The sequence below is a fragment of the Fulvivirga imtechensis AK7 genome (genome assembly GCF_000331535.1).
GTDB classification, from domain to species: Bacteria; Bacteroidota; Bacteroidia; order Cytophagales; family Cyclobacteriaceae; genus Fulvivirga; species Fulvivirga imtechensis.
On the sequence record NZ_AMZN01000064.1, the window covers coordinates 1 to 21,207 of the forward strand.

Sequence of the window (21,207 nt, forward strand, 5' to 3'; positions counted from 1 at the left end):
ATCTTTCCTTCAAGATACCGAATCTTTTAGAGTTTCACCAATTAAAAAGTATATTTTTTTAATTTAAATCGCTGATTACTAATTAGTTGAATGTGACAAAGTAGTACTAGTTACCCTTCACCTTTCTCCATTCAAGATCATCAATTAGATCAGCAACTTTTTTCTCCAGTTCTTTAAGTTCCTCAGGAGCATTGTAGTAGTCCATGATCCTCTTTGATCTTCCTTCATAATTAAATGAAATATAAGTAGTAGGGAGGTCTGTTACATTGCTCTTATAAGAGTCTTCAAAGCCAAAAAAATCTCGCTCTTCAAAGGCTACTATAAACCCACTTACATCATCGTCTGACAATTGTGCCTCATACTTACCTTTTAATGTAAGGTTTTCTTCCGCATCCAACACCACCTTTCCATTCTTATATATCTCGATCTTATAAACAGGACAAGCACCCATGCATCTGGTTTTTTCCATACTGATCAGCGCTTCCTCCTGAATATTATTAGTTTGTGACGATTTACAAGCTATCAGTGCAATGCCAAGTAAAGCAACTATTCTTATGATCATATCGTACATTTTTGAGGAATAATGACTAACTTAAAGGGGTTTACCTTTTATGTAAAGGTAATATTTATATCAAATCGTATGTGTTTATGAAGAACTTTTTACTTTCTGCTTTTGTAATTTCCTCTTTTACTATATTTCAAGCCAGCGCCCAAAAAACAAATACTATTACCCCTTCAGGAAAAATAGTTTGCTACGCTAAAGAGGTAAGTGAACATACAAGGATCCTTCCTAAAATTGCCCCTGGGGCGCGTACACAGGCCAATGCGACTTTTAAAGTTAACTATAATGGCTTCACCGAAGACGCAAAAGCAGCTTTTCAGTATGCCGTAGATATTTGGGCTTCTACTTTACAATCACCGGTGGTAATACATATAGAAGCCAACTGGTCGCAGTTGGAATCCGGTGTTTTGGGTTCTGCAGGTTGGGCTTCTGTGCATGCTAATTTTGATGGCGCCCAAAAATTAAACACATTTTATCCAGCGGCCCTTGCCGAAAAAATGGCTGGAAAAACCCTCAACGATTCCACAGATATAGTGGCCAGGTTCAATAGCACCACCAACTGGTATCTGGGTACGGATGGCAATCCTGGCGCTAACCAGTATGACCTGGTATCTGTCGTACTCCATGAAATAGGGCATGGTCTTGGGTTTGTGGATACCTTTGATTTTGACAATGGTACAGGATCATTCGGGCTAACCACTTTTTCTATTCCAATGATCTATGATACATATGTAGAGAACATTGATGACCAGATAGTATTCAAGGATTTCTCAAACAACTCCGAAAACCTTGGCAACCAGTTGATCAGCAACAATATATATTTCAATTCACCTACAGCGACCTTAAATAATGGTTCGCGCCCGCGGCTTTATGCTCCCACTACCTGGAATGCCGGCTCCAGTATTGCTCATTTGAATGAAAGCACTTATCCGGCCGGGAACGCCAACTCGCTGATGACACCGCAGATCGGTATGGATGAAGTAATGCATGATCCCGGGCCAATAACGCTGGACATGCTGGCCGACATGGGATGGGAATTTACCTATATCGACCATTCCCGGCTCACCAACACCGAGAATATTGCCGGTCCCTCGTATGAGGTCACTGCCACTGTCACCAGCGATGTAGGCGTGGAACCCGGTACGGTGAAGCTATACTACTCACTTAGCGGGTTTGAAAATGATACCACAATTGTTGACATGACTGAAACCGAAGGGGTATACTCCGCCAACATCACGTCTGCAAATGTAGCATCTCAAACCTATGCCTATTTTATAAAAGCAAACGATATCGAAGGAAGGTCTTTCACCAAGCCCGGTGGGGCAGCCGAGACTTTCTTTTTTTTCACCACGGATGTGGATACAGAGGCTCCCGAAATTACACATACGCCTCCCCCTTATGTCAGGGAGTCCGCAACGAAGCTGGTGTTAGAGGCAGTTATCAAAGATTTTTCCGCACTTCAGGATGTAACCGTTGAATATATTATTAACGATCAGACTCCACTGGTTGCTGATATGCAATTAACCGAACCAGAAACAGATAGCCTGTATCGCGCTGTAATAGATATAACCCCCTACAACCTGCTTGAAGGCGATTCCATACGATATTCTATTATTGCGACAGACGCTTCGGCTGCTAATAATTCCGCCACCATGCCTGCCTCAGGGCTGTACAAACTTGATGTAGTTGGTATCGCTCCTGCAGTGGATAAGTATACCAATAACTTCAACAGCGCTACTGATGATTTCTTCCAAACCTCCAATTTTTCAATAACTACACCCAGCGGATTTAACAACCCGGCCATTCATTCAGACCACCCATATGAGGATGGTGCAGGGCCTAACCGGGAAAGCAACTATGTGATGGAAATGAGGGTACCGATAATCATTGCAGAATCAGATGCTACCATAACTTTTGACGAAGTGGTACTCGTTGAGCCCGGAGAGTCGGGAAGCTCCTTCGGTGCCTCTAACTTCTGGGACTACGTAATTGTAGAAGGGACCATTGATGGGGGCCAAACCTGGAAAGAATTTGCGCCAGGCTACGACAGTCGTGCCAATTCCGACTGGCTGGCGACCTATAACGGCAACATCTCAGGTGATAATTCGGAGGCAGAAGGAACAGCAGCGTTATACAGGCCCCGTGAAATTGATATGCTCGAAAATGGCCACTTCTCACCGGGAGATGAAGTGCTTATCCGATTCAGGTTATTTGCCGATGCCGCAGCTCATGGCTGGGGATGGGCTATAGACAACCTGGACATACAGGTAGACACCAAGCCCCCGGTTATTCGGCACGATCACCTGGATTACACCCTGACCAGCTCGGAGATCAAATTAGAGTCAACCATTACAGATAACAGAGCCGTAGACAGTGTGGCCATTGTAACACGAGTCAATGGAGTGGAACAAGAACTGATAAGCCTGGAACCCAATGTCAGCAATAGCTACACCGTTTTGATCAACGTAGCAGGCATGGAGGTTGGAGATGTGCTGGAATACAGGATTGTTGCTTTTGACAATAACACTCCCGAGCCAAATGTAGCGTACCTGCCTTCTGCAGATAGCTTTTTTGAAGTTCCTTACATTGAATTCGGCAATGCTATTGCCACTTATTCCAACAATTTCCATGCGAGCTCTGACGATTTTGTCGGCAACTTTTTCTCTATTGCCACTCCTTCGGGTTTTGCTGATGGAGCCATTCATTCAGCGCACCCCTATCCTGTTGGGTTTGGCGAAGGCAATACCAGCAGCTATACCTACACTTTCAAAAAACCGGTAATCATCAGTTCAGAAAAACCGCTAATGGCTTTTGATGAAGTAGTGTTGGTACAACCCTCTACTTCAGCAACACAAGACTATGTGGTAGTGGAAGGGTCCAAAGACGGAGGTACTACCTGGGCGCCTTTCCTGGAAGGTTATGACTCGAAAGCTATAAACCGCAATGAATGGATTACAGCATATAATGCAGGCAGCAATGGCAGTGACGACCTGTACAGATATCGTATTATCAACCTGACATCTTCAGGAGATTTTACTGCCGGAGACAACGTGCTGATCAGGTTCAGGCTATCATCAAACAGTGAGGTTAACGCCTGGGGCTGGGCTATTGATAACCTGGAGATCCAGAATGATAATATCACGGGCGTAGAAGACAATATAGCAGTCCGAAGCCTGGAAGCATATCCTAATCCCAATGCAACAGACCTGCTGCATCTTAAGTTAAACACAAATAATATTGTAAGAGCACTTGACCTTCGCATTATAAGCCCGGGTGGCCAGGTGGTTTATCAAAAGACTTTCACCAATGTTTCGCCGGAAACAGTACAAACAGTACCCCTCAATCATATTCCCAATGGTTTGTATGCGGTGCAAGCTGTAATTGACGGACAAGTAATAACTAAAAAAATAATGCGCTCACGCTAAAAAAAACCACTTTTTAAAAGAAAAGGATGCCCTGCTTCAGGCGCATCCTTTTTTACATTTTGATTCTCCCCATTTTCATATAACTTTGTGCCAATTTATGCTAAAGTCAATAATTTAAACCCTACACAACCACTATTAATGCCAAGAGATAGAAGTATCAGGTCAGTTCTAATCATCGGAAGCGGTCCTATTGTTATCGGTCAAGCATGTGAGTTTGACTATTCAGGTTCCCAGGCGTCACGTTCATTAAGAGAAGAAGGGATAGAGGTGATACTCATCAATTCTAATCCCGCAACAATCATGACTGATAAGGTCACTGCGGATCACATTTACCTAAAGCCCCTCACCAAACAATCGATAAGATATATCCTCGACAGACACAATATTGATGCAGTACTTCCTACCATGGGTGGGCAAACAGCATTAAACCTGGCGATTGATTGTGAAAAGGCTGGTATCTGGGATCATTATGGTGTGAAGATCATCGGTGTTGACATCAATGCCATTGAGACCACCGAGGACAGGGAAAAATTCCGTTTGAAAATGAACGAGCTTGGCGTTCATGTATGTAAAGGTGAAACGGCTACCTCTTTTCTTCAGGGTAAAGAAATAGCACAGGAAATAGGCTTTCCGCTGGTGATCAGGCCATCATTTACGCTGGGTGGATCGGGGGGTGGTTTCGTAAACTCGGCAGAAGAATTTGAAAAAGCATTAACACACGGATTGCACACCTCTCCGATACATGAGGTACTGATCGAACAAAGCATATTAGGGTGGAAAGAATATGAGTTGGAGCTCCTGCGTGACAACTTAGGCAACATCATCATCATTTGCTCCATCGAAAACTTCGATCCAATGGGAGTGCATACCGGTGACTCCATCACGGTGGCTCCCGCCATGACGCTGCCCGATACAGTATACCAAAGAATGCGTGATCTGGCCATCAAAATGATGAACGGCATAGGCATGTTTGCCGGTGGATGTAATGTGCAGTTTGCTGTAAACCCGGAAGATGATGATATTGTAGGCATTGAGATTAACCCACGGGTATCACGTTCATCAGCGCTTGCATCAAAAGCTACAGGGTATCCTATTGCCAAAATAGCTGCAAAACTGGCTATCGGCTACAACCTTGATGAGCTGAAGAATGCTATTACCGGCACTACCAGCGCCTACTTCGAACCTGCCCTCGATTATGTGATTGTAAAGATACCGAGATGGAATTTTGACAAATTCCAGGGTTCGGACAGAAGGCTTGGGCTTCAAATGAAATCGGTAGGTGAAGTAATGGGTATTGGCCGCAACTTTCAGGAAGCGCTCCAGAAAGCTTGCCAATCATTGGAAATTAAGAGGAATGGCCTAGGGGCTGACGGCAAAGAGCTGACAAAACAGCAGGAGATCCTCGACAGCCTGGAGCACCCAAGCTGGAACAGGCTTTTCCATATCTATGATGCGTTTAAACTGGGGATCCCTTTTAAAACCATCCAAAACCTCACTAAGATCGACAAGTGGTTCCTGAACCAAATCGAGGAACTGATCCTGTTGGAGAATGAGATATCAAAATACGATATAGAGACCATTCCCACCGACCTGTTGAAAACTGCAAAAGAAAAAGGGTATGCCGACAGGCAACTGGGCCACCTGCTGGATTGCTGGGAGAGTGAAGTACATAAAAAAAGAACGGAATCAGGCATCAACAGGGTATACAAACTGGTAGATACCTGTGCTGCCGAGTTTGAAGCCAAAACTCCTTACTACTACTCTACTTTCGACCAGGAAAATGAGTCGGTGGTAACAAACAAAAAGAAAATAATAGTACTGGGCTCAGGTCCCAACAGGATCGGCCAGGGTATCGAATTTGATTATTCCTGTGTGCATGGCATACTGGCTGCAAAAGAATGTGGTTACGAAACCATCATGATCAACTGCAACCCGGAAACAGTTTCCACTGATTTTGATGTGGCTGACAAACTTTATTTCGAACCGGTGTTCTGGGAACATATCTACGATATCATTCAGCATGAGAAACCTGAGGGTGTCATTGTACAGTTAGGAGGACAAACGGCCCTGAAACTGGCTGAAAAGCTGGAAAAATATGGTATAAAAATACTGGGAACAAACTTTAAATCCCTGGACCTGGCAGAAGATCGTGGAAGCTTCTCCAATATCCTGAAGGAAAATGACATTCCTTACCCTGAATTTGGTGTAGCTGAAGACGCAGAGACAGCAATCGAACTATCAAAAGAAATAGGGTTCCCGCTTTTAGTGAGACCATCTTATGTATTAGGCGGTCAGAGCATGAAGATCGTGATCAACGAAAAAGAACTGGAGTCGCACATTATAGATATTCTCAAGACGATCCCGGGAAACAAAGTATTGCTTGACCACTTCCTCGATGGAGCCATTGAGGCTGAAGCTGACGCCATTTGCGATGGTGAAGATGTCCACATCATCGGTATCATGCAGCATATCGAGCCGGCCGGTATCCATAGTGGAGACTCATACGCAGTGCTTCCTCCGTATAACCTTGGAGATTTCGTGATCAGGCAGATTGAGGCTTATACGAAAAAGATCGCCCTCGCATTGAATACTGTAGGGTTGATCAATATACAATTTGCTGTAAAGGATGATAAGGTTTACATCATAGAGGCAAATCCGAGAGCGTCACGTACAGTTCCATTTATATGCAAAGCGTATGATGAACCATATGTGAATTATGCCGTTAAAGTAATGTTAGGGGAGAAAAAAGTGAAAGACTTTACTTTCAATCCTAAGAAGCATGGTTACGCCATCAAAGAGCCCGTTTTCTCTTTCGACAAGTTCCCCAATGTAAATAAAGAGCTTGGCCCGGAAATGAAATCGACAGGGGAGTCTATCTACTTCATAGATGATCTGATGGATGACTATTTCATGAAAATTTACTCTGAACGAAACTTATATCTGAGTAAATAGGTATAATAGTTAAAAGGAAAAGTATGCTGAAGTTTTTTATCATAGTATTTCTTATCGGATTTCTGGCATTTAAGGTCCTGGGGCTTTTTTTCAGAGTTCTTTTAGGAGGCTCTGCTGCCGACAGATCGGGACAAAGAAGTTATCAAAACCAGCAATACCAGTCGGGAAGAAGTACTGATGGAAATGTAAATATAGATTATGTGCCTAATGGAAAATCCAAAGGAACCTCGAAAGAATTTAAAGGTGGAGAATATGTTGAGTATGAGGAAATAGATTAATTCTTCGACAAAATTATTATTTTGGACCCCGTTTCGGATATTTGGATCTTATTTATACCGAAGCGGGGTTTCTTATTTATATAGATATGGTCAATCTGAAATTTTATAAATACCAGGCCACTGGTAATGACTTTATACTGATCGATAACAGAACATTGAAGCTGCAACTGGACCAACCTCAGATTCAAAAGCTGTGCGACAGAAAGTTCGGTATAGGGTCAGACGGTTTGATATTGATCCAGGATCATCCGGATTCTGATTTTGAAATGGTATTTTATAATCCTGATGGTAGTCAGAGCCTATGTGGCAATGGCAGCCGTTGTGCTGTTAATTTTGCAAGCTTCCTTGGCATTTTTCAGGGATCAACACGTTTTTTGGCATTTGATGGTGAGCATCAGGCTGATATTTTGCCCGATGGCCAGGTCAGGCTAAAAATGGGAGACGTACAAAATGTCAGGTTAATGGCCGATGGTATGTTTATTGATACGGGGTCACCACACCTGATCAAATACGTAATCAATGTGCAGAACTATCGCGTATATGATGAGGGTAAGGCCATAAGGAACGGTGGCCTGTTCAAAGAGGCAGGTGTAAATGTAAATTTTGTCCAGATAACAGGTGATTCCGAGATATTTGTAAGGACTTACGAACGGGGAGTGGAAAATGAAACCCTGTCGTGTGGTACGGGAGTGACGGCTGCAGCAATAGCTTCGAGCCACAAGGGGCTAAATAGTCCGGTAACGGTAAATACTCAAGGCGGTACACTTACCGTTGAGTATACACAAATTTCGAACGACAACTACTCCGACATTTACCTCACAGGACCCGCTGAAAAGGTTTTTGAAGGCACTATTGAATTGAACTAACCAATTGATAAAGATTTAATTAAAACACTGTAACTTTAGGTGTTGAAAGAGAATAGAAAAAGGAGCGATTATGTTAAAATTTATTGCGAAAATATTCGGCACAAAGTCTGAAAAGGACATCAAGTTGGTGATGCCGATAGTTGAGAAGATCAACCAGGAATTTGCTCAGTTAAAAGATATAAGTGATGATAACCTCAGGGATAAAACCACAGAAGTACAGAATATAATAAATGAGTCCCTCAAATCTATAGATGATCAGATCAGCGCCCTGCACCAGAAGATAGAGGATAACCCTGATCTGGATATACACGAAAAAGAAGAAATTTTTGCTCAGATCGACAAACTCGAGGAAGATAGGAATAAAGACCTGGAAAAGGTATTAATGGATGTGCTCCCCACTGCTTTTGCCATTGTAAAAGAGACTGCCAGAAGATATAAGGAAAATGGTCAGTTGGAAGTAACTGCCACTATGCATGACAAAACCATGGCAGCCGAGAAATCCAACGTAGAGATAAAAGGTGAAAAGGCTATCTGGCATAACAAGTGGATGGCTGCCGGCAATGAAATAACCTGGGATATGCTGCACTATGATGTACAGCTTATCGGAGGTATTGTACTACACCAGGGGAAAATAGCTGAGATGGCCACCGGTGAAGGTAAAACACTGGTGGCAACATTGCCAGCCTTCCTTAATGCATTGGCCAGAAGAGGTGTACATATTGTAACGGTTAACGACTACCTGGCTAAAAGAGATAGCGAATGGATGGCCCCTATGTTTGAATTCCACGGCATGAGGGTGGACTGTATTGACAAACACGAGCCCAATTCCGATGCCCGAAGAAAGGCCTACCATGCGGATATTACTTATGGCACCAACAATGAATTCGGCTTTGACTACCTGAGAGACAATATGTCACGCGACCCTGAAGAACTCGTGCAGAGTAAGCATCATTATGCCATGGTCGATGAGGTAGACTCGGTATTAATAGATGAAGCCAGAACCCCATTGATCATCTCCGGCCCCATACCGAGGGGTGATGAACATGAGTTTTATGACCTGAAACCTCGTATTGCTAAATTGGTGGAAGCTCAAAAGAAGCTGATATCACAATTTTTGGTAGAAGCCAAAAAACAGATAGCCGAAGGGAATGAAAAAGATGGTGGTCTGTCTTTATTCAGAACCTACAGAGGCCTTCCTAAACACAAGCCCCTGATCAAATATCTGAGTGAATCCGGTATGAGACAAATTCTGCAGAAAACAGAAAACTTTTACCTGCAGGACAATCAGAAAATGATGCCGGAGGCGGACGATCCACTTTATTTCACTATTGATGAAAAACATAACAGTATAGAACTCACCGAGAAAGGTATTGACCTGATCACAGGCGAGGGTGAAGACCCTAACTTCTTCATTATGCCCGATATCGGCACTGAGATAGCCCAGTTGGAGAAAAATGAAGACATGCCGGATGAAGAGAAACTGAAAAGAAAAGATGAGATCATTAAAGATTATTCAGTAAAATCTCAAAGGATCCATTCCGTTAACCAGCTCCTGAAAGCTTACACACTTTTTGAAAAAGATACGGAATATATCATTGTTGAAGGCAAAGTGAAGATCGTAGATGAGCAGACAGGCCGTGTGATGGAGGGCCGAAGGTACTCCGATGGTTTGCATCAGGCTATTGAAGCGAAAGAAAATGTAAAAGTGGAAGATGCTACTCAGACATATGCCACAATTACATTGCAAAATTATTTCAGGATGTACCACAAGTTGGCCGGTATGACAGGTACTGCAGAAACTGAAGCGGGCGAATTCTGGGAAATATACAAACTGGATGTTGTGGTAATACCTACCAATAAGCCAATAGCTCGTGCCGACAGACAGGACATGGTGTATAAAACCGTTAGGGAAAAATTCAATGCTGTGGTGGATGAAGTGGTTGGCCTGACAGAGAAGGGTAGACCGGTACTTGTAGGTACCACTTCCGTGGAAATATCAGAGCTTCTGAGCCGAATGCTTACAATGCGAAAGATCAAGCACCAGGTTCTCAATGCCAAGCAGCACCAAAGAGAGGCGGAAGTAGTAGCAGAAGCAGGAAAACCCGGTACAGTAACCATCGCCACCAACATGGCAGGTCGTGGTACGGATATTAAGCTTGCTCCCGAGTCAAAAGCTGCGGGAGGTCTTGCTATAGTTGGTACGGAACGACATGAATCCAGAAGGGTGGACAGACAGCTTAGAGGACGTTCCGGACGTCAGGGAGACCCTGGTTCTTCGCAATTCTTCGTTTCCCTGGAGGATAACCTGATGAGGATGTTTATGCCTGAACGGATCGCCAAGATCATGGACAGGCTGGGACTACAGGAGGGAGAAGTGATATCCCACTCTATGGTTACCAAATCTATCGAGCGCGCTCAGAAAAAAGTGGAAGAAAACAACTTCGGCATCAGAAAAAGGCTATTGGAGTATGACGATGTAATGAACTCTCAGCGTGAAGTCATCTATACCCGTAGAAAGAATGCGTTGTTTGGAGAACGATTGCAACTGGATATCATGAACATGCTTTTTGATACCTGCGAAGATATAGTAATAAACACCAAAGGCGCTGACAACTATGAAAGCTTTAAACTCACTGTACTGGGCGTATTGGGAATTGATTTCCAGATATCAAAAGAAAATTTTGCTACAATACCTCAGCAGGAGCTTTCTGAAAAGTTGTATCACGAAGCCTATGAATTCTACAAAAGGAAGAACAAAGGTATAGCAGAAAAAGCCTTCCCTATTATTAGTAACATTAACGAAACCAGGGGCGCCACTATTGAAAACATTCTTGTGCCATTCACTGATGGTAAAAGACAAATTGGCGTAGCAGCTAACCTGAAGAGATGTGTTGCCACACAGAATACTGAGCTTATAAAAGCTATGGAAAAAATGGTTACCCTGGCCATTATTGATCAGCTCTGGAAAGATCACCTCCGTGAGATGGATGACCTGAAGCAAAGTGTACAAAATGCGGTATACGAGCAGAAGGACCCGCTTTTGATATACAAATTCGAAGGCTTTGAACTGTTTAAAAGGTTCATTGCCAAAGTAAATGAAGACACTATTTCATTCCTGCTGAAGGCGGACTTGCCGGTGCAGGAGCCCGAACAGGTTCAGGAGGCTCGCTCTCACAGAAGGCAGAAGTTGAAAGAGCAAAAAGATGAGTCGAGATCATTACTTAGCGGAGGAGGCGCCCCTACTCAGGCCAATAGACCACCAGCAGAAAAAACCATGCCTCTTAAATCTGAAAAGATAGTAGGTCGTAATGATAAAGTAACGGTACAGTATATGGATGGAAAAGTGCTGAAGGATGTAAAATTCAAAAAAGTGGAAGAAGATATAAGAAATAACAAGTGTGTTTTAGTAGAAGAATAGATATGGTAAAACCCCTGATATATTGTCTTGTTGGCTCATGGATCATATTCGGGTGTAGCAGTACCACTACTCCTACCTCTTCTGACATGGAGAGGTATAAAGAGGACCTGTCTGTACTACGCCCCGAATACGAAAATCCGGAGGCGCTGAAAGACACTATATCGGCAGGTGAGGAAGAGGACTATAGCAGCATCACCCCTAAATACCATGTAACCCGCGAACTGAACGCCATTCTGGATAGTATTGATGTATTAAAGAAAGATGTAAGATATATCGATGGCTTTACTATTCAGGTGTATTCTGGCACCAACAGTGAACAAGCTCGCATAACCAGGGGTAAAATATTTAGCCTGATACCAGAGGCTGACCCGGTATTGAAATTTGATGAACCCAACTTTAAAGTAAAAGTAGGTAAATTCTACTCAAGAATTGAAGCTCAAAAAACCTATGCTAAATTAAAAGGTGAGTTCCCCAAAGCCATCATCATTCCTGAAAGGATCTACATACAATAATGTCCATCAAGCAACAAATAAAAAAGCTGGCAAAAAGAAATGCGAATGAAGTGATCAACATTAGGAGACACATCCATTCGTATCCCGAACTGTCGTATGAAGAATACAACACGGCTAAATATGTAGCCTCTCAATTAAAGGCCATCGGACTGCAGCCCACTGAAGGAGTAGCCAAAACCGGCTTAACAGCCCTTATAGAAGGAAAAAATCCAACAAAAAAAGTGCTGGCGCTGCGTGCCGACATGGATGCCCTGCCAATTATAGAAGCCAATGACGTTGATTACAAATCAAAAAATGAAGGTGTCATGCATGCCTGTGGTCATGATGCTCATACCGCATCGCTGCTGGGGGCGGCCAAAATACTTAACGAATTAAAAGATCAGTTTGAAGGTTCGGTAAAGCTTATCTTCCAGCCCGGAGAGGAAAAAAATCCTGGTGGGGCCTCTTTGATGATCAAAGAAGGAGTATTAAAAAATCCTGCACCACAATGTATCTTTGGCCAACATGTAATGCCCCTTATTCCTGCCGGAAAAGTCGGATTTAAGCCTGGCATGTATATGGCGAGTTGTGATGAAATATACCTGACTGTAAAAGGCAAAGGCGGACATGGAGCAATCCCCGAATTGACCATAGACCCGGTATTGATCACCTCTCATATTATTGTAGCCTTACAACAGATTATAAGCAGAAATGCAAGCCCAAAAACACCAACTGTGCTTTCATTTGGTAAAGTAATAGCAAACGGGGCTACCAATATCATCCCCGAAGAAGTGTATGTAGCCGGTACTTTCAGAGCTATGAATGAAGAATGGCGTGCCGAGGCGCTCAAAAGGATCAAAAAAATGGCTGAAGGCATTGCTGCCTCTATGGGAGGCATGTGCGAAGTGGATATTTCCAAAGGATATCCGTTTTTGGAAAACGACCCTGCGCTAACAGGGAAAACACGAAGTGCCGCGGAAGCCTATGTCGGTAAAGAAAATGTGGTTGACCTTGACGTATGGATGGGAGCTGAGGACTTTGCCTATTATACTCATGAAATACCTGCCTGCTTCTATCGCCTGGGCACCCGCAATGAGGCCAAAGGTATTACATCCTACGTACACACACCTACCTTTAACATCGATGAGGAAGCCCTCGAAATAGGTGCCGGCATGATGGCATGGATAGCCGTGAACGAACTGAACAGATAGCGGTTCTGAGTTCTGAGTTCTGAGTTCTGAGTTCTGAGTTCACAGTTCTGAGTTCACAGTTCTGAGTTCACAGTTCTGAGTTCACAGTTTTCAGCTCTCGGTTACAGTCCTATTCCAGAACAATGCCAAGTGCTCCCTTGAAAATTGGCTTTGAGTTAGGAGGGCGGATGTCCACGGGCAGCGTGGCCCGCTTGAGGCACGTGCGGAAGCGGCTTTAAGCGCGGGAAATAGCATTTAGAGAGGAAAACGGGCCCTTGCCTGTGGCGTCTTTTTCTTTACCGACATAGGCTTCTGCGGGATTGTTTCGTCCCGATTTGAAACATATTGAAACATCGGGATGAAAACCAGAGTTGAAACCTCAAAAAATGGCAAAAATGGGAGACTTCTGAAGTTTGAAGAAACCCGTGAACCACAATGAATTCTAAACTCAGAACAGTGAACTGAGAACTGCAAATTGCGAACAGTGAATTCTATGCCGAAACCAGATCCTCCTCGTCTTTGGCCAGTTCCCCTGTAATAGCCTCTGAAACATTGATGATATGATCACCTACCCTCTCCAAAAGATTATAGAGGTCTGAATATATGATACCACTCATGATATCATAGTTACCTTTTTCGATGTTCTTCAAATGTTTCTTTCTCAGCTTATCACGCTTGGTATTAATAGCGATCTCCCTTTCTACGGCAGCATTAAGGCTTACTTCTGAGTAGTCTTTATTCAGGTTGATGATCATAACATTGAATGCTTCATCAATTAATTCAAACATTTCAAGCAGATTTTTAACCTGCTTCTCTGAAAACCAGGCGTCACTCTCATTTTTACGCTGAACAGCCAGTGACATCTGAAAGAACAAATCCCCAATTCTTTCCAGATCATTGGTAATAGCCAGCATTCCCCGCAACCTGAGAGAAGATTCATTGCTTAGATTTGAAGTGGAAACTTTGGATAAATAATCCGCAATTTCAAGTTCCACCCGGTCTGTTATCTCCTCATATTTTTTAATACGCTTCATTAGCTTAGTTCGTGCTTTCACCTTCTTTTTCACAATGAGGGCCTGCACAAACCCCGACATACGAGCTGCAAGGTCTGCGAACTTCGCTATCTCCTTTCGAGCTTCTTCAAGTGATATTTCCGGTGTAGCCATTATGGGTGTGCTAATATATTCAAGCCTGAATTCCTCATCTTCACCCATAGATTTGACGTACCTGGTCACCACCGCAGCAATTTGGCGAACGAACCACACCAAAAGCAGCACATTTATAATGTTAAAAGTGGTATGAAAAATGGAAAGCGCTATGGGTACAGCCTCCGGATTACTTAAAGGAGACACTTCATAATTGATGGTCATAAAGGCGTCTATTCCCTTCAGGAACAAAGGGAAAGCCAATAACATCCAGAGCACTCCGAAAACATTAAAAATAAAATGTGCTCGTGCCGCCCGCTTGGCATGGATATTACCCACAATAGCAGCAATGTTGGCTGTGATCGTAGTACCTATATTTTCTCCCAGCACCATGGCCGCTGCCAGGTCAAATGAGATCCAGCCTTGGTTCGCCATTACAAGAGTCAATGCCATACTTGCGCTGGACGATTGGACTACAACTGTAAGGATGCTACCTATTGCAATAAACAATAAGGTGGAAAGGAAACCCGCATCTGTGTATCTGCTTAAAAACTCAAGCACCTCGGGGTTGGATTTCAGATCAGGTACTGACTCTTTAAGAGCTTCTAGCCCCATAAACAGCAAGGCAAACCCAATGATCACCTCTCCCCACGACTTGATCCTGTTTTTTGAAGAGAATAGCAATGGAAAACCAAATGCTATCAGCGGGAGGGCAACAGCCGCGATCTTCACTTTAAATCCTACGATCGATATAATCCACGCGGTAATGGTGGTACCTATGTTGGCTCCCATAATTACTCCCACGGATTCTATCAGCGAGAGTAGTCCGGCATTGACAAAACTCACCACCATTACAGTGGTAGCTGATGATGATTGCACCAGTGTGGTTAATAAAAATCCGGTCAGCACTCCCATAAAGCGATTAGAGGTCATAGCACGAAGTATCTGTCGCATTTTGCCTCCAGCCACCTTTTGTATCCCTTCGCTCATTACTTTCATTCCGTAGATAAAAAATCCAAGAGAACCAATGAGCGTTAGAAAATCTATTAAGGTAAATTCCATTTTATTAAATTCTAAGGATTAGTTTATCGTTTAGAAATGTTTTATTTCGCCCGAATGAGGCCTCTTTTTAGAAGTAATGATATATATCATATTCAGGGTCAATATTTAACAATTTGGTATTGACGGTGTTAAACTGGTTAAGGCAGTAGTGTTCCGGCAATAAGCATCGACAAAATAATTGAATTTATTAACAGAAAGGAAATTTTTACAACGCGAAATTAACATAAACTTAACATTAACTTAATATAAATTGTCAATGACCAACGTGCGTTCAGGGTAATTTTGCATCCGATTTAAAACTAAATAGCATGACATTAAAGGCAAATTTGACACTAGCTCTTTTAGCAACAAGCATCATTATCGCTTCTTGCGGATCAAAAGATTCAACTTCTGAAAGAGATACTACTAAAATTAAGGGCGAAGTTAAAATTGACGGGTCCAGCACAGTTTATCCGATCACCGAAGCAATAGCTGAGGAATTCAGATCAGAACAACCAAATGTAAGAGTTACTGTTGGGGTATCAGGTACAGGAGGCGGATTTAAGAAATTCAGCCGGGGAGAAACGGATATTAATGATGCTTCCAGGCCTATAAAGGACAAAGAAGCAGAGGCCTGCCGGCAAAATAATATTAATTATGTTGAGCTTACCGTTGCTTATGATGGCCTGGCCATTGTTATTAATCCTAAAAATGATTGGGTAGATCACTTCACTGTAGAAGAATTGAAAAAAATATGGGAACCTGCAGCCCAGGAAACCATTACCAAATGGAGCCAGATACGCCCTGAATGGCCTGATGAAGAATTCAGCCTGTATGGTCCTGGTGTGGCTTCCGGTACCTATGATTATTTTACTGAAGCTGTTGTAGGCGAAAGTGGATCCAGCCGGGGTGACTATACAGCCAGCGAAGATGATAATGTATTGGTACAAGGAATAATTGGAGACAAAAATGCTATCGGCTTTTTTGGACTGGCATATTACGAAGAGAACCAGAATAGCCTGAAACTTATACCGGTAAAAAATGAAGGAGAGCCTGTGCTTCCAACCCTGGAAACAGTAAAGAGCGGAGAATACTCTCCGTTATCCAGGCCTATATTTATTTATGTAAGCGATGTAGCTCTTAAAAGACCGGCGGTTGAAGCTTTTGTAAACTTCTACCTTGCTAATGCCGCAGAACTGGTTCAGGATGTTGGCTATATTCCACTGCCAAAGGAAGAGTATCAAAAAGAGATCTCTGAGTTTGAAAGCTTTACAAACAGAGGAAAATAATAATTATCAGCTTTGTGCCAGGCTCTCGGGGTCCGGCACTTTATTTAAGTTATTTTGAAAAGAACCGGAGAAAAAATTATTGAGGTCGCTTTATCAACAAGTGGCCTCATTACTATTCTTACCTCTGTTGGAATTATATGGGTTCTGGTGTCGGAATCTTTCAGTTTTTTCCAGGTAGTTTCCGTCTGGGATTTTCTGACAGACACCCAATGGACTCCTTTATTTACACAGAAGCATTATGGTATTCTACCACTGCTCAGTGGCACCTTCCTGGTTACTGCTATTGCTATTTTAACAGCCCTGCCTATTGGTATTTCAATAGCTGTATACCTAAGTGAATATGCTCCGAAATCCTTCAGAAAAAGTATTAAACCGGCACTCGAAATTTTAGCGGCAGTACCCACGGTGGTGTACGGTTTTTTCGCATTGACAGTGGTTACACCATTTTTACAGAGTTTTATCCCTGACCTGGGAAGCTTCAATGCGCTTTCTGCAGGTATTGTTATGGGCATTATGATCATACCCATGATATCCTCTTTGAGTGAAGATGCGCTTTATGCACTGCCCAAGTCGCTGAGGGAAGCTTCATACGGAATGGGGGCAACAAGATTTCAAACCGCTTTTAAAGTAGCTGTCCCTGCCGCATCATCAGGTATTATTGTGTCGATAATACTGGCTATCGCCAGAGCAATAGGCGAAACAATGATCGTAGCCATCGCAGCAGGCCAGCAACCCAACCTAACCGCTGACCCTCGCGAGGCTGTAATGACCATAACTGCCTATATCGTACAGGTAAGTCTTGGTGATGTACAGCATGGCTCTATCGAGTATAAAACAATTTTTGCCGCAGGTATAACATTGTTTGTTCTCACTTTCGTGCTCAATAACATCAGTTTTTGGATAAAGAAAAAATACCAGGAAAAGTATGAATAACACGTTAAAAAACAGGCTCATCGATTCCGGATTTAAGTACTTCGCCATCTTCTGTACTTTCTTTGGCCTAATAGTACTTGCCATATTCATTATCCAGATATTGATAGAGGGTGTGGGCAGAATAGACTGGGGTTTTCTGACCAGTCTTCCCTCCCGAAGAGCATCAAAGGCGGGTATCCTTACAGCCTGGACAGGTACAGCCTGGATACTTGGCCTTACGGCCCTGATCTCTATACCACTGGGTGTTGCTGCCGGAATATATTTGGAAGAATATGGAAAAAAGAACCGCCTGGCATCAATTATAGAAGTCAATATTGCCAACCTTGCCGGGGTGCCATCCATTATTTATGGCCTGCTTGGGCTGGAGATATTTGTTAGAACCTTAAATTTTGGTGGCAGTCTGTTAGCAGGAGCATTTACACTGGCGCTTTTGATCCTGCCTATTATTATTGTGGCTACGCGAGAAGCATTGAAAGCAGTACCAAAATCCTTGCGAGAGGCATCTTTTGGTATGGGAGCCACCAAATGGCAAACTATATGGTATCAAACACTTCCGGCTGCATCAGGGGGTATTCTTACCGGCATTATCCTGGCCCTGTCAAGAGCGGTAGGGGAAACTGCTCCACTCATTGTGATAGGCGCCCTGGCATATGTGCCCTTTGTAGCAAGAACACCGATGGATGAGTTCACAGTATTACCCATGCAGATCTTTAACTGGGTATCACGGCCCCAGCATGGTTTTATAGTGAATGCCGCAGCAGCGATCATTATTTTGTTATTAATTACTTTTGTGATGAATGGAATAGCCATTTACCTACGCAACAAATGGCAGAAAAAAGTAAACTGGTAAAGTTTACAGCATACAGATATGAAACACATTGAAACAAAAAATGTAAATGCATATTACGGTGAAAATCATGTGTTAAAGGATATCTCTTTAACTATGAAAGCCAATACCGTTACTGCTTTTATTGGCCCTTCGGGTTGTGGTAAATCTACCTTCTTACGTTGCCTCAACCGTATGAATGACTACATAGAAGGTTTCCGGAAAGAAGGAGACATCTTTATAGAAGGAGAGGATATATATGACAAAAAGGTAAGGGTTGAAGAGTTGCGGCAAAAGGTAGGAATGGTATTTCAAAAGCCCAACCCATTCCCTAAAACTATTTTTGAAAACGTGGCATACGGCTTAAAAATACAAGGCGTCAAAAATAAAAAGATCCTGGAAGAGGCTGTAGAAAAGTCTTTGATGAAATCAGCGCTATGGGCGGAGGTGAAAGATCAGTTGCATAAATCTGCCTTATCTCTCTCAGGTGGTCAGCAGCAGAGATTATGCATAGCCAGAACCCTGGCAGTGGAACCCACAACTATTTTGATGGATGAACCTGCCTCTGCACTTGATCCGATATCAACCGCCAAAATTGAAGAGCTGATCTCTGAACTAAAAGAGAACTATACTATAGTGATAGTTACTCATAATATGCAACAGGCGGCAAGGGTCAGCGATAAAACAGCATTTTTCTATATGGGTGAACTGATAGAATATGGTAAAACCAAAGATCTGTTCACTCACCCTAAACATGAGCGTACAGAAAATTATATTACCGGAAGGTTTGGATAAACAAGCCGGAACAGCTAATATAAACCCATAAATATGGCACACTTAGAACCAGAACTAGACCTACTAAAAAATAGCCTTCTTGAAATGTTAGAGTTGGTGACCTCTCAATTGGAAAAATGTAAGGCCGCTACCTTTGATGCAGATGCTGATTTGGCAAAAGAAGTAATTTCCCTTGAAAAACGTGTGAATTCACTGGAGCTTTCCATAGACAAGCGATGTGAAAATATACTTGCACTATACAACCCCGTAGCTACTGACCTTCGTTTTGTACTGGCGGCTTTTAAAATTAGCAATGACCTCGAACGGATCGGTGACAATGCAGAAGGCATTGCCAACTTCCTGTTTGATATCATGGAAAAGGCTGAAGACGATATGATTGAGAAATTTAAGCTCAACATGATGTTCGATGTGGCTATCTCTATGCTGAAGGACATGGAAGAAGCCATGGAAAATGAAGACACTAAGCTGGCCAGAAAAATCTTCAAAAAGGATGACTTCCTGAACGAGAACAATAAAAATGCTTCTAAAATTGCTGCTGAACTGATCCAGAAATATCCTAACAAGATCAAACTTATCTTAAAGTTGTTTTCAATTGTCCGAAAACTTGAGCGCGTTGGAGATTTGACAAAGAACCTGGGTGAAGAGCTTATCTTCCATATTGAAGCCAAGGTATTGAAACATAAAAAGGATCAGAAGAAAAAGAAGAAGAAGTAGTAGTCCGGTATTAACCCAATGTTAATGCTATGTTAACAATTTAACTATTCCTTAACATAAGATGAAGTGTTTTCACAATTCTAGATTATAGCTTTGCAGCTTGTTTAGAAAGGCTATTTTTAGCTTGATGAATTTCATCCCTGAAATAATGCTCGTTAATCGGTCAACAGTTATCCGGATAGGCTCAGTGGCACTATCCATTGTGATGTTTTTGTTCGCTCTGGATCTGATGAGCGATTCATTTAAGCATCTGAGCAGGAATACCGTTGAATCTATCATTCTGGCGGCATCGAACCCTTTCATTGGCCTTTTTATCGGACTACTGATCACTGCTCTTATTCAAAGTAGTTCCACCTCCACGACCATGATTATCACTGCCGTTGCCTCCGGATCGATAAGTTTCGTAGATGCTACACCAATGATCATGGGCGCCAATATAGGGACTACTATTACCAGCACAATTGTTTCATTGGGCTATATTGCCAACAGAGAAGAATTTAGAAAGGCCTTGTCAGCAGGTGTCGTCCACGACTTCTTCAATATTTTGGTGGTGCTTATTCTTTTTCCATTAGAGTTGAACTATGGCTTACTTTCATCCGTATCGCAGAATATTTCGGTGCTGATCACTGATGATGGAGTTCAGAACGGTGTAGGAACATTATCGATCAAGTTTTTAGATATTTCTCCATTAACCGGCTTGTATACCGGATTAGTAAGTAATCCCATCATCAATCTTATTTTCTCATTTATAATACTTTTTGCCGCTATAAAAATTATTGCCAGCATCATCTCCAATATGCTCATTGGAGATTCCCAGGAAAAACTCCAGGAATATATTTTCAACAATACGGGTAAATCATTTTTATGGGGAACACTGGTAACCTCTTGCGTACAATCCAGTTCGGTCATCACTTCGGTAGTGTTACCCTTTGTAGCAGCAGATAAGATCAGCTTAAGAAAAGTAACCCCATTTATAATAGGAGCCAATGTAGGCACCACAATTACCGCCTTCATTGCAGTGCTCTTTAAATCATATACTGCCGTGAATATTGCATTAGTACACCTGATATTCAACCTAATAGGGGTATTAATATTCCTGCCCTTTCCTGGGCTGCGAAGCATCCTGATAATTATGGCAGACCGGTTTGCTCTCCTGGTGAGCAAATACAGGTTTCTGGTTGTAGTTTACATACTGCTACTCTTTTTCCTGGTCCCATTTTTACTGATATACTTCACTAAAGGATTTAATCCATAGAGATCAATGACGTAGTAATTTTTTTTG

At 42.6% G+C, this 21,207-nt stretch carries 15 protein-coding genes; 13 read left to right on the plus strand and 2 right to left on the minus strand.

The window, feature by feature from the left end:
• Positions 1-106 precede the first annotated feature (106 nt).
• On the minus strand, positions 107-562 hold the full coding sequence (locus tag C900_RS28660; RefSeq protein ID WP_009581619.1) for a DUF6438 domain-containing protein: 456 nt from the start codon (positions 560-562) through the stop codon (positions 107-109).
• Positions 563-648: 86 nt separating this feature from the next.
• On the opposite strand from C900_RS28660, the gene C900_RS28665 reads away from it, so the two are divergent.
• From C900_RS28665 to C900_RS18280, 7 genes are all read left to right on the plus strand, one after another.
• Positions 649-3,987, plus strand: a complete 3,339-nt coding sequence (locus C900_RS28665) for a T9SS type A sorting domain-containing protein (protein WP_009581620.1) — start codon at positions 649-651, stop codon at positions 3,985-3,987.
• A gap of 138 nt (positions 3,988-4,125) precedes the next feature.
• On the plus strand, positions 4,126-6,939 hold the full coding sequence (gene carB / locus C900_RS18255; protein WP_040497068.1) for a carbamoyl-phosphate synthase large subunit: 2,814 nt from the start codon (positions 4,126-4,128) through the stop codon (positions 6,937-6,939).
• Between the two features lie 23 nt (positions 6,940-6,962).
• A complete protein-coding gene (locus C900_RS18260) occupies positions 6,963-7,217 on the plus strand; it encodes a DUF4834 family protein (RefSeq protein WP_009581622.1) in 255 nt (84 codons plus the stop codon).
• Positions 7,218-7,303: 86 nt separating this feature from the next.
• On the plus strand, positions 7,304-8,083 hold the full coding sequence (gene dapF, locus C900_RS18265; RefSeq protein ID WP_040497079.1) for a diaminopimelate epimerase: 780 nt from the start codon (positions 7,304-7,306) through the stop codon (positions 8,081-8,083).
• Between the two features lie 70 nt (positions 8,084-8,153).
• Entirely contained in the window at positions 8,154-11,501 is a 3,348-nt protein-coding gene (gene secA / locus C900_RS18270; protein WP_009581624.1) for a preprotein translocase subunit SecA, read from the plus strand.
• Between the two features lie 2 nt (positions 11,502-11,503).
• Complete coding sequence (locus tag C900_RS18275; protein WP_009581625.1) at positions 11,504-12,013, plus strand: SPOR domain-containing protein; 510 nt, start codon at positions 11,504-11,506, stop codon at positions 12,011-12,013.
• Positions 12,013-13,203, plus strand: a complete 1,191-nt coding sequence (locus tag C900_RS18280; RefSeq protein WP_009581626.1) for a M20 metallopeptidase family protein — start codon at positions 12,013-12,015, stop codon at positions 13,201-13,203. The genes C900_RS18275 and C900_RS18280 overlap by 1 nt, the downstream gene beginning before the upstream one ends.
• Before the next feature lie 470 nt (positions 13,204-13,673).
• Here the strand turns inward: C900_RS18280 and C900_RS18285 are convergent, their stop codons facing one another.
• On the minus strand, positions 13,674-15,389 hold the full coding sequence (locus C900_RS18285) for a Na/Pi cotransporter family protein (protein WP_009581627.1): 1,716 nt from the start codon (positions 15,387-15,389) through the stop codon (positions 13,674-13,676).
• Positions 15,390-15,697: 308 nt separating this feature from the next.
• Between C900_RS18285 and C900_RS18290 the strand changes: the two genes are divergently transcribed.
• From C900_RS18290 to C900_RS18315, 6 genes are all read left to right on the plus strand, one after another.
• Positions 15,698-16,657, plus strand: coding sequence for a PstS family phosphate ABC transporter substrate-binding protein (locus C900_RS18290; protein WP_009581628.1), 960 nt, complete (start codon positions 15,698-15,700; stop codon positions 16,655-16,657).
• A 54-nt stretch (positions 16,658-16,711) separates the two neighbouring features.
• Positions 16,712-17,590 (plus strand): phosphate ABC transporter permease subunit PstC, encoded by an 879-nt coding sequence (gene pstC, locus C900_RS18295; protein WP_009581629.1) that lies wholly within the window; start codon positions 16,712-16,714, stop codon positions 17,588-17,590.
• On the plus strand, positions 17,583-18,440 hold the full coding sequence (pstA, locus tag C900_RS18300) for a phosphate ABC transporter permease PstA (protein ID WP_009581630.1): 858 nt from the start codon (positions 17,583-17,585) through the stop codon (positions 18,438-18,440). Before pstC ends, pstA begins: the two co-directional genes overlap by 8 nt.
• An 18-nt stretch (positions 18,441-18,458) precedes the next feature.
• Positions 18,459-19,211: a phosphate ABC transporter ATP-binding protein PstB gene (pstB, locus tag C900_RS18305; protein ID WP_009581631.1), complete on the plus strand. Its 753-nt coding sequence runs from the start codon at positions 18,459-18,461 to the stop codon at positions 19,209-19,211.
• 33 nt (positions 19,212-19,244) lie between these two features.
• Complete coding sequence (gene phoU, locus C900_RS18310) at positions 19,245-19,925, plus strand: phosphate signaling complex protein PhoU (RefSeq protein ID WP_040497069.1); 681 nt, start codon at positions 19,245-19,247, stop codon at positions 19,923-19,925.
• 127 nt (positions 19,926-20,052) lie between these two features.
• Entirely contained in the window at positions 20,053-21,180 is a 1,128-nt protein-coding gene (locus tag C900_RS18315; protein WP_157494071.1) for a Na/Pi symporter, read from the plus strand.
• Positions 21,181-21,207 lie beyond the last annotated feature (27 nt).

What these genes read in the sequence shown, in the direction of transcription:
- C900_RS28665 (WP_009581620.1), top strand. Translation starts at nt 649, where the DNA reads ATGAAGAACTTTTTACTTTCTGCTTTTGTAATTTCCTCTTTTACTATA.
- C900_RS18280 (WP_009581626.1), top strand. Translation starts at nt 12,013, where the DNA reads ATGTCCATCAAGCAACAAATAAAAAAGCTGGCAAAAAGAAATGCGAAT.
- C900_RS18315 (WP_157494071.1), top strand. Translation starts at nt 20,053, where the DNA reads ATGAATTTCATCCCTGAAATAATGCTCGTTAATCGGTCAACAGTTATC.
- secA (WP_009581624.1), top strand. Translation starts at nt 8,154, where the DNA reads ATGTTAAAATTTATTGCGAAAATATTCGGCACAAAGTCTGAAAAGGAC.
- C900_RS18285 (WP_009581627.1), bottom strand. Translation starts at nt 15,389, where the DNA reads ATGGAATTTACCTTAATAGATTTTCTAACGCTCATTGGTTCTCTTGGA.
- carB (WP_040497068.1), top strand. Translation starts at nt 4,126, where the DNA reads ATGCCAAGAGATAGAAGTATCAGGTCAGTTCTAATCATCGGAAGCGGT.
- C900_RS28660 (WP_009581619.1), bottom strand. Translation starts at nt 562, where the DNA reads ATGATCATAAGAATAGTTGCTTTACTTGGCATTGCACTGATAGCTTGT.
- C900_RS18260 (WP_009581622.1), top strand. Translation starts at nt 6,963, where the DNA reads ATGCTGAAGTTTTTTATCATAGTATTTCTTATCGGATTTCTGGCATTT.
- pstB (WP_009581631.1), top strand. Translation starts at nt 18,459, where the DNA reads ATGAAACACATTGAAACAAAAAATGTAAATGCATATTACGGTGAAAAT.
- phoU (WP_040497069.1), top strand. Translation starts at nt 19,245, where the DNA reads ATGGCACACTTAGAACCAGAACTAGACCTACTAAAAAATAGCCTTCTT.
- C900_RS18290 (WP_009581628.1), top strand. Translation starts at nt 15,698, where the DNA reads ATGACATTAAAGGCAAATTTGACACTAGCTCTTTTAGCAACAAGCATC.
- dapF (WP_040497079.1), top strand. Translation starts at nt 7,304, where the DNA reads ATGGTCAATCTGAAATTTTATAAATACCAGGCCACTGGTAATGACTTT.
- pstA (WP_009581630.1), top strand. Translation starts at nt 17,583, where the DNA reads ATGAATAACACGTTAAAAAACAGGCTCATCGATTCCGGATTTAAGTAC.
- C900_RS18275 (WP_009581625.1), top strand. Translation starts at nt 11,504, where the DNA reads ATGGTAAAACCCCTGATATATTGTCTTGTTGGCTCATGGATCATATTC.